We start from the raw sequence: 14,921 nt of genomic DNA, 5'->3' as shown, positions 1-14,921 counted from the left end.
TTTTGCGGTATTGGGCCGTTCGCAGGGCAATGCCAATCGGCTCGGCGATCCGGCGCAGCAGCTCCAGGTCATGCGGAGAAACGGAGCGAAAGAAGCCCAATTCCAACACCGCATTGGCCACCCCGTCGGCACTGGTCGGAGCGATCACAAGGTGCCGGGGCCGGCTGCCGCCGAGGCCGGAAGTAATGGGAAAATAATCCGGCGGCACATCGCTGATCGTCAGGACCGACTTCTCCCGCATGGATTGGCTCGTCAGACCGCCCACGGGATGAGGCTGGTCGAGCCCGTCTGACGCTTGCGCGGGAATCGCAAAGGCACCCACGAGGGAGAGGTGGCCCTCTTCCCCGGCAAAATACATGGCCCCGACCTGGGCATTGAGATAGCGGGCGACAAAGCCGACGACCTTTTCGCCGAGCTGCTCGACCTCCTGCTCACCCTGCAGCCGGTCACTGAGTTCGTTCTGCCCCGCCCTCAGCCAGGCCTGCGTCTGCATCTCGCGAAAATCCCGCGAGGACATGACGGCGGCGGCGACGATCAGGAATAACAAGAGCGCTGAACCCGCCCAGGTGACGAACGTCGAGAAGGCGGCGGCCCGCTCCCATTCCTGCGTGCGGGCATAGAGTGTCACGCGCTCGGCGACCTGCATTTCGCCGATCAACGAACGCAGACGGTCCATCGTCACCTTTCCTCGGCCAGTCCGCACCAGCTCGACCGCGGCTTCAGACTGACCGGCGTTCTTCAGTCCGACGCCTTCCTTGAGAATTACCATCCGGTCGGCGGCGAGGCGTTCGACGGCCTCAAATCGCTGCAGTTGCACCCGGTTGCCTGCAGCCAAGCGCCGAATATTCGCGAGGTTGCCCGGCAGTTCGGCGAGCGCGGCATTATATGGCTCGAGATACGACGTGTCACCGATCAGCAGATAGCCGCGGTGACTCGATTCCGCGTCCGTGAGCGTGGAGATCGAGGCCTCGAGCGCTTTTGTCATTTCGAGCGCTTGCATCATCTGCTCTGCGCCCGTCGACCGAGCTTGCAGGGCGCGATAGGAGGCCACCGATATGGCCAGGACGGCGATCAGTGCGGCCATGAAGCCCAGCAGGGTCTTTCGTGGCAGCGACGAGCCCCAGCGGCCGCTGGGCGCGGCGGAAAGGCGATCGTCTCCGAAGCGCTGGTCAGGCGGGCTCGGCAGCGGGGTTTCATCCTTCATGGATTCTTTAGTCATGATTTTTCCCCGGCATGGGGATCAAACCGGCGGATCCAACCCATGAACACGATCGAGGGCTCATCGGGTAGTCGCTCAAAGACGTCGACAGGTGAGTCAACGTTGAACCGTTTTCTTGGTCTGCTGTTGATCTGGGCTTGAACGTACTGGATAAACTCATCGGAGAGTGTGTCGAAGTCGGTTTGCTTCGGGTGGTTGTACTGGCGGATCAGACCATTGAGATCCTCGTTCGATCCGCGCTCCCAGCTGTGGTATGGTTCGGCGAAGAGCCTATTCCTTTCGGGGCACTTTGCGCATGAGTAACATGCCGCTGGCCGGTCGTCGATCGTGACGATGGCTCCTTTGTGCTTGCGGCCTATGATCGTGTCCATCTCCAGATCACCGAAACGCTTGTGCGTCTCCACCACAGCGGGCCGCTGGTCGACGTCCACCCGGCCGGTGATAATGCCCCGACGGTCCTTGACCGCTCCTCGCTTGTGGTATCGCTTGCCGCGTCGGGATAGGGAATTCGATCGGGGTGGGCCGAGTATACGTCGTGGTCCTCCGGCCCGCGAGCAGCGGCGAGTGAGTTTCGGTGCGACGGACGCTGCGCCGGAAGGTCGTGGCGCGGGGACGATGGCGGGCGGCACTGCCGCGGCCGCGTTCGTCGGGCCGCGTCGTGCACCGGCCCGAGACAAACGTGCCGTCGGGCCGAAAGCCGCCATCGGTGACGAGCAGGTGCAGGTGCGGATGCCGGTTGGCTAGTGAGCCCTGCGTCTGCAGGCAGGCCACGATGCCGACCGTGAGCTCGCGCTCACGCGCTTGGGGATGGTGAGCACCACCTGTCGGTGCGGCACCGGCGCGAGCCGTGTGGTGTCCAGCCACTGCGTCCAGATCGCGAGGCGTTTGGCGTGGCAGCTCGGGCAGAAGTAGCGACATTTGCGTGAGAACGCGAGCAGGTATTCGTGCGTACAGGCGTCGCAGCGGACGCGGGCGAAGCGCTCGTCGTAGACCGTCTGCAGGCGGTGCAGATGATCTGAGACCAACCGAAAGAGCGGCGACGCCTGGGGGCGTCGAGGTCGGTTGACGCCCCGCGCCGCCGCCGCCGCGTCGGGCATGTGCGCTCCGGGACAGGGGAGCGCGGAGCATACGCGCCACTCGCGCACGGACCGTCACCGTTCCGTTTCGCGACGGGCCGTTTCGACGCAACGTCCGCGTGGCGCCGGCCCAACGGTGCTTGCTTCAGACGGGCGATTGGGAAGTGCGCTGCGCGCGCGTATTGTTGGAGCGCCTGCTGCAGAAGCCAGCGTCAGGCCGCCTGTTGGCACGCTTAGTCACCCAATCTTTTGGCACGGAAGGCCTATGGCTAGCGCAAGCGTCACCCATCGTACCCGGTTTCGTGGTCGCCCAGCCGGACTCTTTCGCTCGGCCTGCGTGGGTGCCTTGCTGCTCTCGCCAATGTTGGCGGAAGCACAGGGCGCGTTCCGCGCGGACTCGCCCACCGACTCATCCGCCGACGTCCAGGCCATCGTGGCCACCCGCGCGCGCTCCAACACGGCCATTGCACGTCACGACACCGTCGGCATCGCGCGAGAGATGATGCCCGATGCCACCGTGGTGTCGTCCACGAGTGCCATGAGTACCGGGGCGGCGCTCAACGTGTCCCGCATGGCCACCCAGTTCGCGCGGCGCCCCGATATCAAGTGGGTGCGCACGCCAGAGCGCGTGACAGTCTTCGACGCGTGGGGCGTGGCGTCGGAGCGTAGACAGTGGGTAGGTACCTGGACAGAGCCCGATGGGCCTCGCCGTGGGCATGTCGTTCCAGGACCTCGTGGAGACACGTGTGGGCGACGGCGAGGCGCGTCGCAGTGGTGTTCGCGCGTGACACAGGGCCGTTCACGGCACTAACCTGTCCAACCTTGCGATGATGCAGCCAACGACGGCCATGCTGCGCCGTGTCACTCATTCGCTGGCACCGTTCGCGCTTCCTAATTTGACGCCGTTGCAGCAGAAGCCCGCATTACACGTCGCTCTGCCTGAATGGACGGAGGATTGCAGACCCTCTTCGTCGTATTCGCGGCCCTGCAAGCGATTGATTACCGTAGCAGATGGGGTAGCGCGCTCGCATTTATTACGTCGGAGAAGCATGTCGCTCACCAATCGTTGCATCGTACTGCTGCTGCTCTTGTGCCCAGTGCGTGAGCTCGGCGCGCAGTCGCGAACGCGCACCCCGGCAATGGATGTCGGCCTCGGATTGGGCCGTGGAGTTGGCGGGCCAGACGTTCTGGGTCGCGGCATGCTGTCCGGCTCCATCGTGTTGTCCAAGCCGGTGCGTGCGCTGTCCCGCGGCGTGCTCGTGGCAGCGGCCCACGCCTCGGCGAATCTGCTCTGGCAGACTCACGACTGCATCAATGCATGTCGCGTCTATCCCAGCGATGCATCGCTGGGCGCGCTCGGCGGCTGGGCGATACGCGAAGACCAGGGAAGTGGTGTGCGACTGCTAGCGGGACCGGGGTATTTCATCACCAGTGAGTCCCGGAGCGGAATCGGCCTGACCGCACGCCTCGACGGCGCGGAACGCATGACCGCGCGTCTCTCCTTTGTATTCTGGGCACAGGCGCAACTCCCACCGGCGGTCCGGGGCGAACGTCTTGCGGTCACCGCGGTCGGCATCGGCGTGCGCGTGCACTAAAACCTTCTTGGTGACCCGTGCGGTCTGACCGTGCGTTGCTGCAGACGGCGGTGCTTCGTCGGGATCTCCGCGCGGCGTAATGGCGAAACACGCCGCCAAAGAGTGCTTGGACTGCTCGCGGTGGTCTTTTCGTCACTGCGTATCCGAGCACACGACGGGCGGCTCCCGGTGCGATTCGGCGGCGTGTGGACCGCGCAGAACATTCCGCTGGAGACGATCGTGTCCGTCGGGCGTGTCCCGGTATTCGCCTGCTCCCCGCCGGCACGCTGTACACGTCGAGTGGGAGCGATGCGGTGGAGTTCACGCTGCGCGACGGCACGCGCTTTTTCGTGGGCGCGGATCAGCAACGCGGTAAGTTCCGCCCTCGGCTGCAACACTCCCTGTTCTTCCGCTATCGTTTCACCTCATGAAGATTGCACACGCGCTGTAACTTGCCTCGGCGGTTGCCGGGATGCTCCTCGCGCACGACGCGCACGCGCAAGACGCGCGCACCGTCGTGCTCCGTTTCCGCAAGGCGGGCGACACCGTGGCGATTCGCAACGCACAGATCACCATCGATCATACCATCGACGCCGGCGTCACTGATTCCGCCGGCATCGTGCGCATCCCCGACCTCGAGGACGGCGGGCACATCGTGGAAGCGGTGGCGGGCGGCTATCAGGCGTTCTTCGACAAGTTCACGAGCGGACCGTGCGTGCCCATGCCGATCGATCTCGAAATTCTCGCCGGGTCCGTCACGGCCAAGCCGAAGGGGGAACCGACGGAGCTTCGCGTAGCCGGCTTCGCCCGGCGACGCGCTCTCGGCCAAGGCAAATTCTTCACGCTCGCGCAGCTCAAAGCGGCCGACGGACGTCCGCTCGCCAATTTTCTGAAAGTCGATGCCGGCGCCATCATGGCGACGGGACCGAACGGAGAGTCCTTCCTCGCATCTCGTGCACAGCGCGAAGCAGAGAAGGGCGCGACCGCACCGTGTTATGCGGCCGTGGTGAAGGACGGACTTCGCATTTACCCGTTCGAGCGTGCCGCTCCGCCCGATCTCGACAAGATCTTCACGGATGATCTCATGAGTATCGAGTTCTATGCGGCAGCGGCACCCGTCGCGCTGCGCGACGTGGCGAAATGCGGCGTGCTGGTGCTGTGGAACCGTTCGTAGAATGACGAATGGCGCCCCTTGCAGGGCGCCATTCGTGTATGCGGTATTGTGTGTCGCGGTTACTTCGACGCCGTCGCCAGCCGTCTGATCTCGCCGGCCATCGTGCGCACGCGAGCGCCATCCTTGGCGGCCTTTACGTCGCCATCGACCTGCAACGCGAGCGCGTTCAGTGCGGCCGCGCGCGCCACACCGGACTTCATTTCCGCCGCATCGAGGGCCGCGAAAATCGCTGAGGTGCGATCAAGCGCGAGGCCGTTGCCGCGCACCAGCTGATCGACGTACGAGCGCACGACCACGAAAGCCGGCGGCCACTTCATCTTCGGCTGGCTCTGCGGATTGTACTCCGTGAACGTGACCAGTTTCGCCGCCGCGATCTCGTTGGCCGACAGCTGCGCGCTCGGCGTGAGCTCGTAGATGTCCAAGCCGCGGTCGAGTTCGGACGAGAAGATCAGGCCATTCCAGTAGTACGCTCCCCAGGATCCGCCGATAGTGTTACCGCCACCGCGTACGCCGGCCGCCTGCGCTGCCGCCGCCGCTGAGGGCACGTCCACCGGCTTCGGCGGATCGATCGGCCCACGATCGAAGTAGGCAATCTCGAACGCCTTGTCCTGATCGGTGAAGTCCATGACGTTCACGCCGCCCTGATACCAGCCCTGCACATACAGGTCGCGCCCCGGCACGGGAATGATGCCGCCGTTGTGCGACACGCAGTTCTCCTCGGCGGTCTGCGCCGACGGCAACTTGAAGTACGCGTGCTGGGCCTGCTTCTTCTTCGCGTCGAGCGAGATGATGGTGTTGCCGCCCAGCTCGATCATGCTGGACGCCTGGCACATCGGGCCCGTGCCGCCGCCCCACTCGTCGGTCTGAATCAGCTTCTTGCCGTCGTTACTGAACGCCGCCGTGTGTCGCCCCTGGAAGTTGTTCGTGTCGGTCAACGCGTCGAGCCGGACCGGCTTCTCGGGATTCGAGATGTCCACCACGATGGAGTGCGTCGAGCAGGAGGCGGCGAGCAGGTTGAGCGCCGGGTACGCCGTCACGTCGTGGCAATTGCGCGGACCGGTGGGCATGGCCGGATCGGCTGCGGGGCGCGCGCGGCCGGCTGCTGCTCGGCGGGCGTCGGCTGGCAAGCAGAACTGCTTGCACTCTCCACCCTCTTCGAGTCCTGTGAAGATGCGCGCGCCGGGAATCACCTTGGCCAGCTCGGGGCGATTCAGCGCCACCTTGATGATGTCGAGCTGAAAGAGCGAGTTCGTCGGGTCGGCCGGGTCCGTGCCGTTCTTGCACCCGGCGAGTTCAGTCTCCGGTCGGGCCGCCTGCTGCCCCGAGACGTAGATGTAGAGGATGTTGGGATCGGTCGGGCTGGGCACAAGGGTGTGCGTGTGCGACCCTTTGCAAGTCTGCACGTTCTTCACGAGCTTGGGCGCCTTCGGATTGCTCACGTCGAAGATGCGCACGCCAGCCATGTGATCCTTCGGGTCCTGCACGCCACCGCTGCCGCAATCATTGCGGTTGCCCGCGCCCTCGGCGGAGATGAAGAGCAGGTTGCCGTAAATCGACGGGTCGCCTTGCGACGTGATGCACTGGACGACCGAGGTAATGCTTGGCTTGGCGGGATCCGTGATGTCCCAAATCGTGAAGCCGGCGAAGTTCGCCTGGTAGACGAAATGGGTACCGAACGCCAAGTCGGAGTTGACGAACGTCAGACCGCGGACCGTGTCGAACTGGGCCGGTTTCGGCGAGAACGAGAGGAGCTTCATGTTGCTCGCCGCAACGCCCGCGTCGAATCGGCCCGGCTTGAGATTGTTCCGGGGATCAGCCTTGCTCGGAAACGTCTGCGCCGACGCGACAGTAGGCGCGACGGCAGTTGCCAATAGCAGGATCAAGCTACGCATCACGCGCATCAGGTCATACTCCAGTGGTAGGGTAGGCACGGGGTGAACAGCTCGCGGGCGCTGTACGTCTGACTTACTTCTGACTTACTTCGGCGGGAGCTGGGTGAGCAGGCGGCGCATGATGCCGATTTCGGCCGTCTGTGCCGTTACGACGTCATTGGCGAAGACGTTGGCATCCACTTCCTGACCGGCGCCCGGCGCCTTGAAGAGATCGTCGACCATCTTGATCGCGCCGGCGTGGTGCTTGATCATGCCGACGAGGAAGGCCCGATCGAAGACGACGCCTTTTGACGTGCTGAGCTCCTTGATTTCGGCATCGGTTAGCATGCCGTCCATTCGCATGTCGTGCCACGAGGCGGTGTCCGGCGCGAACTGGCCATACCGGCGAAGCCAATCCTGCATGATGTGAATCTCGGGCACCTGCGACTGATCGATCTTCCGCGAAAGCTTGAGCACCTGCGGATTGGCGCCGTTCGCTTCGGCCAGCTTCGACATCACGATAGCTTGCGCGTGATGCGCGATCATCCCCTGCATGAACTCGACGTCCGCCTTCGTATAGAGCGCGCCCTTGGGGATGACGATCTCGGGGCCCATACGGTGCATGCTGTGGTCCATGCCGCTTTGGGCGGACGCGAACGACGCTCCGCCGGCCAGCAGGGAACAGACCGCGAAGGCGATGATCGGGCGTTGGGCCATCATGACGTGCTCCGTCAGTGTGCCGGTCCTGAGAGCGAGCCGGGCGGAAAAGGAAACCGTGTCATAGGCAGACTGTAGGACGATAGGGCATGGGGGGATGCCACACTAGGCGCCGGTGGCCCGATGGCTGGTGTGGAGGCGTCATGGACCTTCCCTTTTTCGTGGTGTAGGTCACCATCGAGCGGCCCCCCTGCCTGCTGCTCATCTCGCTGGCGCCGGACACGGTTCGGCACAGAATCCTCCCGATTGACCCCCGGAGAAATGCCAATGCGTCTCGTTCTGCGTTCCAGTGTGCAGGCCCTCGCGTTATTGGGGAGCATCGCTCTCCCCGCCGTGGCGCAGGAGCGCGTGCCCCACACCCATACCACCGGTCTCTTCCTCGGGTATGGGACCGAAGCCAACGTGGTCACAAGTCAGCCCGGCGCGCCGAGCTCTGCCAACGAGCATGTTGTGGGGCGGGGGGCTCACGCTGGGATATGGGTTTACCCGTCACTGGGCGGCCTACCTCAACGCGGGATGGGGCGGCTTCCAAACGACGGCCGGGAACCGCACGGGTGTGGGGTCGGCAGATCTTGGTGCGCGATACCATTTGCCGACGGTCGGTCGTGTGATCACGCCGTTTCTACAGGGCGGACTCTCCAGCCGTACGCTGAGTCGGGATGGGCTCGATGCCCGCACCGGGTCCGCGTACAACGGAGTGTCCTGGCGTACCATGGCGGCATTTGGCGGTGGCGCCAATGTGCACATCACCCGCAGCGTCGCGGTCTCCGGGATGTCCACTTGGGGGGCCACGTCGTCCGGGATTGTCAATCCGCGTCTGCATGTGGGGCTGTTGCTGCTCCCGGGGGCGTGGCGGCGGTATGCGCCGCGAGATCTGCAGTCTTCGCCCGCTCTCACTTCTTTCCGGACGGACGCGACGCTAAGCCTGAAGCTCGCGCCGCACCGCCTCTGCCGCCCGCTCCACGTGCTTCACGGTATTGAACTCGTGCAGCGAGAAGCGAATGCCGTTGAAGCCGAACTCCGCATGCGTCGCGCGGATGGCCACTCGGTGTCGCTCCAGCAATTGCCGCGAGACGGTCGGTCGGTCGAACCGCTCCGCCAGAAGCGACGTCAGCAGTGGCGATGCAAGGTCGCCGGCAGGCGGACTGACCATCGTGAGGCCACCTATCGCGCCGAGGTGATCGGCAAGGGTGTTTCGCAAGTGGAGATTGTGCGCTTCCACCTGCGCCATGCCTGTCCACTCGAGATATTTGATCGAGCTCTTTGCGGTAGCCGCTACCTTCGCTGAATGCCATGGAACTGATCTCCGCGTTGACCTGTCCGACCTGCGGCGTCGTCGAACGGCTCGCCATGCCGACCGACGCGTGCGTGTTCTTTCACGAATGCACGGCATGCCAGACACGCCTCAAACCGTTGGCGGGCGACTGCTGCGTGTTCTGCTCGTACGGGTCGACACCATGCCCTCCGATTCAAGCCGGACACACGGATTGCTGCGCATCGAATCCGGCCGCCCTCCTGCCTGCGCAGCCAGTGCTGAACGTTCAACCCGGCTGATGAACGGTGCGGATGCGCGAGGGGTTTCAGACGGCAACGACGGCGCACGGTTCGCGGATGTTTCGGGTGCGACGGGCCAGTTGCTGGCCCTCCGGCTCGTACTCGAGCGTCCACCACATCACGTCCGGTGGGTCGTGCAATCGGGCAAGATCGCGCACCTCCCTCCATCTGCCGTCGACGACGAATCGGTCACGTTCGACGTGATGATCCGCGTCGTCTCCACGCCCGCCGGCACGCTCGATTTCCGCGGCGACTGCGTCCAGGGTCCTCGGGCTTCGCGGTTTGTCTATCTCTGCGCTGGCACGCGGGCGGGCGATCCGTCCTCGTGCTGGGACCGTCGAGCGAAGGTGTCACTGATGACGCTCTCGACGGAACACGTGAAGGCGATGGCCGCTGCGCCAGAATTGCGGTTGGAGGGTCGGCTCCGTGGTACGGCGCGCGATGGGGGTCCCGCGTGCGCGAGTGTCCCGCTGCTCAGGACTGGATGGACGCTCGTCGGACGCGTTTAGCTTTGTTCAAACGCCTTCCTCTCGCCTCCTCCATTCCTGCGTGACTCTCCTCTCCTGCTCCAACATCGGGATCTCCTTCGGAGCGACCGAACTCCTGAAGAACATCACGTTCACCGTAGCCGAGGGCGAGCGGTGGGGCATCATCGGACGGAACGGTGCCGGCAAGACGTCGATTTTCAGCGTCATTACCGGCGACCTGAATCCCACGACGGGCGCCGTGGCGCGCAAGCCGGGACTTCGGCATGCGCTGCTCGACCAGCACCGGGCCTTCGAAGGCGCCACCACCGTGTGGCAGGCGGGTGCAGCGGCCTGGCGTGACGTCATGGCCCTCGAGCAGCGCATCGCCGACCAAGCGATGGCGCTCGGGGAAATGGGCGACAAGGTCACGAATGAGATGCTCGAACGGTTCGGGCACGATCAGGAGCGTTTCGCCGACCTCGGGGGCTACATCTACCACGCCCGTGTCGATGCGGTGCTCCAGGGGCTCGGCTTCGACGCCGAGGAGTCGAGAGTGCGTCTGGTGTCCACTCTTTCCGGCGGCGAGAGAGGGCGAGTGGGTCTGGCAGCGCAACTCATCGCGCCGGCCGACCTCTTGCTGCTCGACGAGCCCACCAACCACCTCGACCTGGACACCACGAGCTGGCTGCAGGAGTGGCTCACGGAGGCCGATGAAACAGTGATCGTCGTGTCGCACGATCGCGCCTTTCTCGACGAGATCTGCACGAACATCCTGCACATCGAGGCGAAGTCGAGCGAGTCGTACAAGGGCAACTATAGCCAGTTCGTGCCGCAGCGGGCCGAACGCCGTCTTACACGCGAGCGTGAGCTGGAGAAGCAGCGCGCATACGTGAAGAAGGAATCGGATTACATCATGCGCAACCTGGCGGGCGTGAACTCCTTCCAGGCGAAGGGCAAGCGCAAGCGGTTGGAGCGCCTACCGCGGCTGGCACCGCCTCCGGGCGATCCGGCGGCGATGTCGCTCGAGTTCAAAATCGCGGAACGCGGCGGCGACCAGGTGGTGGCGATCAACGAGCTTCGCGTGGAAGTGCCCGGTCGCGTACTCGTGGAAGAGTTCACGGCCGTGCTACGACGCAACGACTTTGTCGCGCTCGTTGGCCCCAACGGCGCGGGAAAATCGTCGTTCATCTCCACCATGCTCGGTGATCGCACGCCGGCGAGCGGCCAGGCGAAAGTCGGTAGCTCAATCACGCCCGCGTATTTCAGGCAGGACCTGGCCGACCTGCCGCTCCGCATGTCGTTGTCGGACGCGATCCAAGCCCAGCGGCCGCTCTGGAATCGAGGCAACGTGCAGAATCACCTCGGCGCGTTCGGTTTCACCGGCGATGAGGTGTTTCGCGAAATTCATACGCTGAGCGGTGGCGAGCGCGCCCGCGTGGCGCTGGCGCTCATCACGTTGTCGGGCGCCAATCTGCTGGTGCTCGACGAGCCGACGAATCATCTCGACGTCGAGAATATCGAGGTGCTCGAGGACGCGCTCGACGAGTACGAGGGCACCGTGCTGCTCGTGAGTCACGACCGTGCCTTCCTGCGCGAGGTCGCCACGCGGGTGTGGTGGTTCGACGGGACACGTCTCGTGGACTTCGACGGCCCCTTCACCGAGTGGGAGGCCAATCGTAAGACTCCGCGTCATGCGCAGAGTCAGTAATACGACTGGGTGAGTGATGGTGTCGGCCACGCGTAGGCGCGCGTGAAGTAGTGGCTAGGCCTTGGGGCTGGCCCAGCGCAGAGTACGGGTAGCGTCTACCTCCGTGGGCTCCAGGAGAGCAGGTCGGCGTCGCCCGTCCCGCGCGAGATTAGACGCGGCGGCCGTCGAGGCGCGGTTGCTCCCCGGCTGGCTCCTCCGCAAGACAGCTAGCGGACTAGCGTGTCCCAGCACACCTTTCTCCATAATGAATGCCGCCACCGCCGCACTTCGCACAATTAATCACGTTCCCGCAATGCTGGCGTACTGGGGTGCCGACGAACGGTGCCTCTTCGCGAATGCGGCGTATTACGACTGGTTTGGTCGCAGCCCCGACGAGATGATCGGCATCTCCCTGGCGTCGCTACTCGGCCCCGTGTACGAGCAGAATTTGCCGCATATTCGCGGCGCCCTAACCGGCGCGCCGCAGGAGTTCGAGCGCTTCTACATCACGCCCGACGGACGACGGCGACATTCGAACGCCGTATACACGCCTGACGTCGTGGATGGTGTTGTGGTCGGTTTTACGGCGCTGGTTACCGACGTGACGACGGCGCACGAGCGTGAGGCGGAACTGCGCCGAACGACCGAGATTCTCAATCGCACCGGTGAGTTGGCCAAGGTCGGCGGGGCTGAACTCGTGGTCGCGACCGGCGCGGTGTTCTGGACGACGGAGATGTGCCGAATGCTTGACGTCGACCCCGGCAACATACCCCCTGCGGATCGGTGGGTCGACTTCTTCGAGCCCGCAGGGCTCCCCGCGTACCTGGCGGCGAGCGAGCGAATGCAGACTATGGGGACGCCAGTCGACTTGGAGATGCCGATGCGCACGGCCAAGGGAAATCGCCTCTGGGCGCGCATTCGGGCATCAGTGGTCGTTGAGGACGGCGTCGTGACGAGGCTGGTGAGTGCCCATCAGGACATTACGGAGCGGAAAGCGGCGGAGCAGGCGCTGCGCGAGAGCGAGGAGTTGCGGGTAGGAGTACTCGACTCGGTCGAGGACCATGTCGCGGTCCTCGACGAACACGGCGTCGTGGTCGCGGTGAATCGGGCGTGGCGGCGCTTTGGTGAGCAAAACGGCGCGCTCTCTTCCGGCTCGGCTGGCATGAACTATCTCGGTGTCCTCGACCGCGCGGCGATGCGCGACGATGGAGACGAGGCGCGAGAGGCGGCCATCGGCATTCGCGGCGTCCTCGCCGGATCGCTCGCCAGCTATTCGATTGAGTATCCCTTCCATTCCCCCTTGGAGCAGCGATGGTTTCAGGCGCGGGTCGTCCCGTACGTGGGGGCGCGCCGCGGTGTCGTCGTCGCGCATCGCAACGTCACGGTGCAGCGCGCCGAAGACGAGGCGCGGCGGTTGAGCGATGCAGCGCTGAAGGCGGTGTCGCAGGGGGTCGTGATCGCGGATGCCGCGCAGCGGGTCGTCTGGATCAACGACGCGTTCACGGCGATCACCGGCTATGTGGCCGCCGATATCGTCGGCAAGACGATGAAGCGATTGCAAGGCGCGTCGACCGATCCCGCGACGGTGCGGGCCATCAATGCGGCTCTGCGCGATGGCGTCGAATTTTCGGGGGAAATCCAGAACTACCGGCGTGACGGGTCGCCGTTCTGGAACGACCTGACGATCTCGCCCGTGCGCGACCGCCTCCATCAAACACCGCATTATGCCGGGGTGGTGCGCGACGTCTCGGCGCGGCATGACGCGGAGTCAGAGCGTACGCGCCTGCAGCACCAGCTTCAACAGGCGCAGAAGCTGGAGACCGTCGGGCGGCTGGCAGGCGGGGTCGCGCACGACTTCAACAACATGCTGAGCGTCATCCTCGGCCACGTCGACCTGACGCTTCTGGAGGTGCACGACGAGACGCTGCGCGAAGATCTGCTGCAGATCAAGACGGCGGCACAGCGATCGGCGAACATCACCGGACAGCTCCTGGCGTTCGCGCGACAGCAGGTCATCGCCCCGACGGCGCTCGACCTCAACGACGTCATGGCTCACGCACTCAAGTTGCTGGGGCGTCTCATCGGAGAAAACGTTCGCCTGACGTGGCGCCCGGCGGGGGAGCTTTGGTTGATCCACATGGACCCGTCGCAAGTGGACCAGATCATCACGAACTTGTGCGTCAATGCGCGCGACGCGATCTCCGACGTGGGGAGCGTGGTGCTGCAAACCGAGAACTGTGTGGTGGACGAGCAGTTCGCGGCGCTTCACGTCGGCGCTGCCGTCGGCGAATACGTGCGACTGACGGTCCGCGACGATGGGCATGGCATGGCCGAGGAGACGCTCTCGCACCTCTTTGAGCCGTTCTTCACCACAAAAACCAGCGGGAAGGGAACCGGTCTTGGGCTGGCGACGGTCTACGGCGCCGTTCAACAGAACGGCGGCTTCATAACCGTGACGAGTGCGCCGGGGGCGGGAACGACGTTCGGGGTCTACCTCCCACGATACGTCGGAGCGCCGGCGGTCGCGTCGGTTGACGCGAGGTCGTCGGCGGACGCACGCGGTAACGAGACCATTCTGGTGGTGGAGGACGAAGCGGCGATCCTGCGTCTGAACACGCGCGTTCTCGAACGGTGTGGGTACCGAGTCCTGGCCGCCTCCGACCCCTTGGTCGCGCTCCGCCTGGCATCGGAGTATTCGGGGACGATCCACTTGCTCCTGACGGACGTCGTCATGCCGACAATGAATGGGCTCCATCTCGCGACGGCGTTGCGCGCCGCCCGCCCCTCGCTCGCGTGCATCTTCACGTCGGGCTATACCGCCGACGTCATGGCGGCGCGTGGAGTGCTCGAAGACGGGGTGCATTTCCTGCCGAAGCCGTGTTCCCCGCTGGTCATGGCGCGGAAGCTGCGCGACGTGCTCGACAGCGCGTGAGAGCCCCCGCAGGGAAGGTGTCGGCGGTGGCTAAGGCCCTCGGCTTCGCGACCTGACGTGAGTCCTCGAACGCCGGCGCCAGTTCCACCCGATTACGCCCCGCGTTCTTAACGCGTTTGGAACACTGATTCTGGCGGCGCTATCTGCCTCCCCGCTTGTCTTGATGCGCCCGCTAAGCCTGCCTCAGGCGCAGTTCCCATACTCAATCAGCATGTGCACGTAGGTCAGAAAGCGCGCGAGCTTCCGGTACCTGCACTGATCTGGCAAGTCGAGTGCTGTATCGCCGTGCACCTCATGGTAGCATGTGCGGCTCAAGGCGGTGTCGCCGCCGCCGAGGTACGGCGTGCCGCTCGTTGCATCGGCACGGACCCAGTAGCGGCGCACCCGCGCATTTAAGGGTTCACCGCAGTGCGCTTCACGGACCCGGCTGCAAGACCGCGAGACCTCAGCTCCGCGCGGCGATAGTTGCTGGAGGCCAGACTGGTCGGTTTCTTCCTGCCCCGCCACTACCAGAACGATAGCTCGCTACGAGCATACCTCGTTCAGAGATTTCGTACGCATTCGCAGGATTCAACTACACGAAGGTTCCTTATATCGGCGCCGGCGCGCATGGATCGAATGGCCGCGTCGCGCGTCTCAGACGCAGCGCG

General features: G+C 64.7%; 15 protein-coding genes. 8 read left to right on the top strand and 7 right to left on the bottom strand.

Features of this window, described 5'->3' with window-relative positions; genetic code table 11:
* The 4 genes from ACESNG_RS00835 to ACESNG_RS00820 all read right to left on the bottom strand — a co-directional run.
* Window positions 1-1,219 (bottom strand): CHASE3 domain-containing protein (locus ACESNG_RS00835; RefSeq protein ID WP_373067311.1); only part of this gene is annotated, 1,219 nt, incomplete at its 3' end.
* Complete coding sequence (locus ACESNG_RS00830; RefSeq protein ID WP_373057919.1) at window positions 1,216-1,650, bottom strand: hypothetical protein; 435 nt, start codon at window positions 1,648-1,650, stop codon at window positions 1,216-1,218. The genes ACESNG_RS00830 and ACESNG_RS00835, both read right to left, overlap by 4 nt.
* Window positions 1,598-1,990 (bottom strand): transposase, encoded by a 393-nt coding sequence (locus ACESNG_RS00825; protein ID WP_373057887.1) that lies wholly within the window; start codon window positions 1,988-1,990, stop codon window positions 1,598-1,600. The genes ACESNG_RS00830 and ACESNG_RS00825 overlap by 53 nt, the downstream gene beginning before the upstream one ends.
* Entirely contained in the window at window positions 1,960-2,316 is a 357-nt protein-coding gene (locus tag ACESNG_RS00820) for a transposase zinc-binding domain-containing protein (protein ID WP_373057889.1), read from the bottom strand. The genes ACESNG_RS00825 and ACESNG_RS00820 overlap by 31 nt, the downstream gene beginning before the upstream one ends.
* A 244-nt stretch (window positions 2,317-2,560) precedes the next feature.
* Between ACESNG_RS00820 and ACESNG_RS00815 the strand changes: the two genes are divergently transcribed.
* The 4 genes from ACESNG_RS00815 (at window position 2,561) to ACESNG_RS00800 (ending at window position 5,043) form a co-directional block, all read left to right on the top strand.
* Entirely contained in the window at window positions 2,561-3,106 is a 546-nt protein-coding gene (locus tag ACESNG_RS00815; protein WP_373057891.1) for a hypothetical protein, read from the top strand.
* A gap of 238 nt (window positions 3,107-3,344) precedes the next feature.
* Window positions 3,345-3,890: a hypothetical protein gene (locus ACESNG_RS00810; protein WP_373057893.1), complete on the top strand. Its 546-nt coding sequence runs from the start codon at window positions 3,345-3,347 to the stop codon at window positions 3,888-3,890.
* Between the two features lie 185 nt (window positions 3,891-4,075).
* Complete coding sequence (locus ACESNG_RS00805; RefSeq protein WP_373057895.1) at window positions 4,076-4,300, top strand: hypothetical protein; 225 nt, start codon at window positions 4,076-4,078, stop codon at window positions 4,298-4,300.
* A 41-nt stretch (window positions 4,301-4,341) separates the two neighbouring features.
* Window positions 4,342-5,043 (top strand): hypothetical protein, encoded by a 702-nt coding sequence (locus ACESNG_RS00800; RefSeq protein WP_373067309.1) that lies wholly within the window; start codon window positions 4,342-4,344, stop codon window positions 5,041-5,043.
* A gap of 59 nt (window positions 5,044-5,102) precedes the next feature.
* Here the strand turns inward: ACESNG_RS00800 and ACESNG_RS00795 are convergent, their stop codons facing one another.
* From ACESNG_RS00795 to ACESNG_RS00785, 3 genes are all read right to left on the bottom strand, one after another.
* A complete protein-coding gene (locus ACESNG_RS00795; RefSeq protein ID WP_373057899.1) occupies window positions 5,103-6,974 on the bottom strand; it encodes an LVIVD repeat-containing protein in 1,872 nt (623 codons plus the stop codon).
* A gap of 45 nt (window positions 6,975-7,019) precedes the next feature.
* Complete coding sequence (locus tag ACESNG_RS00790) at window positions 7,020-7,634, bottom strand: DUF305 domain-containing protein (RefSeq protein ID WP_373057901.1); 615 nt, start codon at window positions 7,632-7,634, stop codon at window positions 7,020-7,022.
* A gap of 916 nt (window positions 7,635-8,550) precedes the next feature.
* Complete coding sequence (locus ACESNG_RS00785; protein ID WP_373057905.1) at window positions 8,551-8,862, bottom strand: hypothetical protein; 312 nt, start codon at window positions 8,860-8,862, stop codon at window positions 8,551-8,553.
* A 62-nt stretch (window positions 8,863-8,924) separates the two neighbouring features.
* Between ACESNG_RS00785 and ACESNG_RS00780 the strand changes: the two genes are divergently transcribed.
* From ACESNG_RS00780 to ACESNG_RS00765, 4 genes are all read left to right on the top strand, one after another.
* On the top strand, window positions 8,925-9,185 hold the full coding sequence (locus ACESNG_RS00780; RefSeq protein WP_373067307.1) for a GDCCVxC domain-containing (seleno)protein: 261 nt from the start codon (window positions 8,925-8,927) through the stop codon (window positions 9,183-9,185).
* Window positions 9,089-9,694 (top strand): DUF5990 family protein, encoded by a 606-nt coding sequence (locus tag ACESNG_RS00775; RefSeq protein WP_373067304.1) that lies wholly within the window; start codon window positions 9,089-9,091, stop codon window positions 9,692-9,694. Before ACESNG_RS00780 ends, ACESNG_RS00775 begins: the two co-directional genes overlap by 97 nt.
* Window positions 9,695-9,734: 40 nt before the next feature.
* The gene (locus ACESNG_RS00770) at window positions 9,735-11,360 is read left to right on the top strand and encodes an ABC-F family ATP-binding cassette domain-containing protein (protein ID WP_373057911.1); all 1,626 of its coding nucleotides are present in this window, start codon (window positions 9,735-9,737) and stop codon (window positions 11,358-11,360) included.
* Window positions 11,361-11,604: 244 nt separating this feature from the next.
* Window positions 11,605-14,271: a PAS domain S-box protein gene (locus ACESNG_RS00765; protein WP_373067302.1), complete on the top strand. Its 2,667-nt coding sequence runs from the start codon at window positions 11,605-11,607 to the stop codon at window positions 14,269-14,271.
* Window positions 14,272-14,921: the final 650 nt, after the last annotated feature.

The organism is Gemmatimonas sp., assembly GCF_041689975.1.
GTDB lineage: Bacteria > Gemmatimonadota > Gemmatimonadetes > Gemmatimonadales > Gemmatimonadaceae > Gemmatimonas.
The sequence above is the reverse complement of the archived record's forward strand: the minus strand, read 5'-3'. Positions and strand labels throughout refer to the sequence as shown.

Coding starts and splice junctions, on each gene's coding strand:
- ACESNG_RS00820 (WP_373057889.1), bottom strand. CDS start 2,316: ATGCCCGACGCGGCGGCGGCGGCGCGGGGCGTCAACCGACCTCGACGC.
- ACESNG_RS00815 (WP_373057891.1), top strand. CDS start 2,561: ATGGCTAGCGCAAGCGTCACCCATCGTACCCGGTTTCGTGGTCGCCCA.
- ACESNG_RS00810 (WP_373057893.1), top strand. CDS start 3,345: ATGTCGCTCACCAATCGTTGCATCGTACTGCTGCTGCTCTTGTGCCCA.
- ACESNG_RS00800 (WP_373067309.1), top strand. CDS start 4,342: ATGCTCCTCGCGCACGACGCGCACGCGCAAGACGCGCGCACCGTCGTG.
- ACESNG_RS00790 (WP_373057901.1), bottom strand. CDS start 7,634: ATGATGGCCCAACGCCCGATCATCGCCTTCGCGGTCTGTTCCCTGCTG.
- ACESNG_RS00785 (WP_373057905.1), bottom strand. CDS start 8,862: ATGGCGCAGGTGGAAGCGCACAATCTCCACTTGCGAAACACCCTTGCC.
- ACESNG_RS00780 (WP_373067307.1), top strand. CDS start 8,925: ATGGAACTGATCTCCGCGTTGACCTGTCCGACCTGCGGCGTCGTCGAA.
- ACESNG_RS00775 (WP_373067304.1), top strand. CDS start 9,089: ATGCCCTCCGATTCAAGCCGGACACACGGATTGCTGCGCATCGAATCC.
- ACESNG_RS00765 (WP_373067302.1), top strand. CDS start 11,605: ATGAATGCCGCCACCGCCGCACTTCGCACAATTAATCACGTTCCCGCA.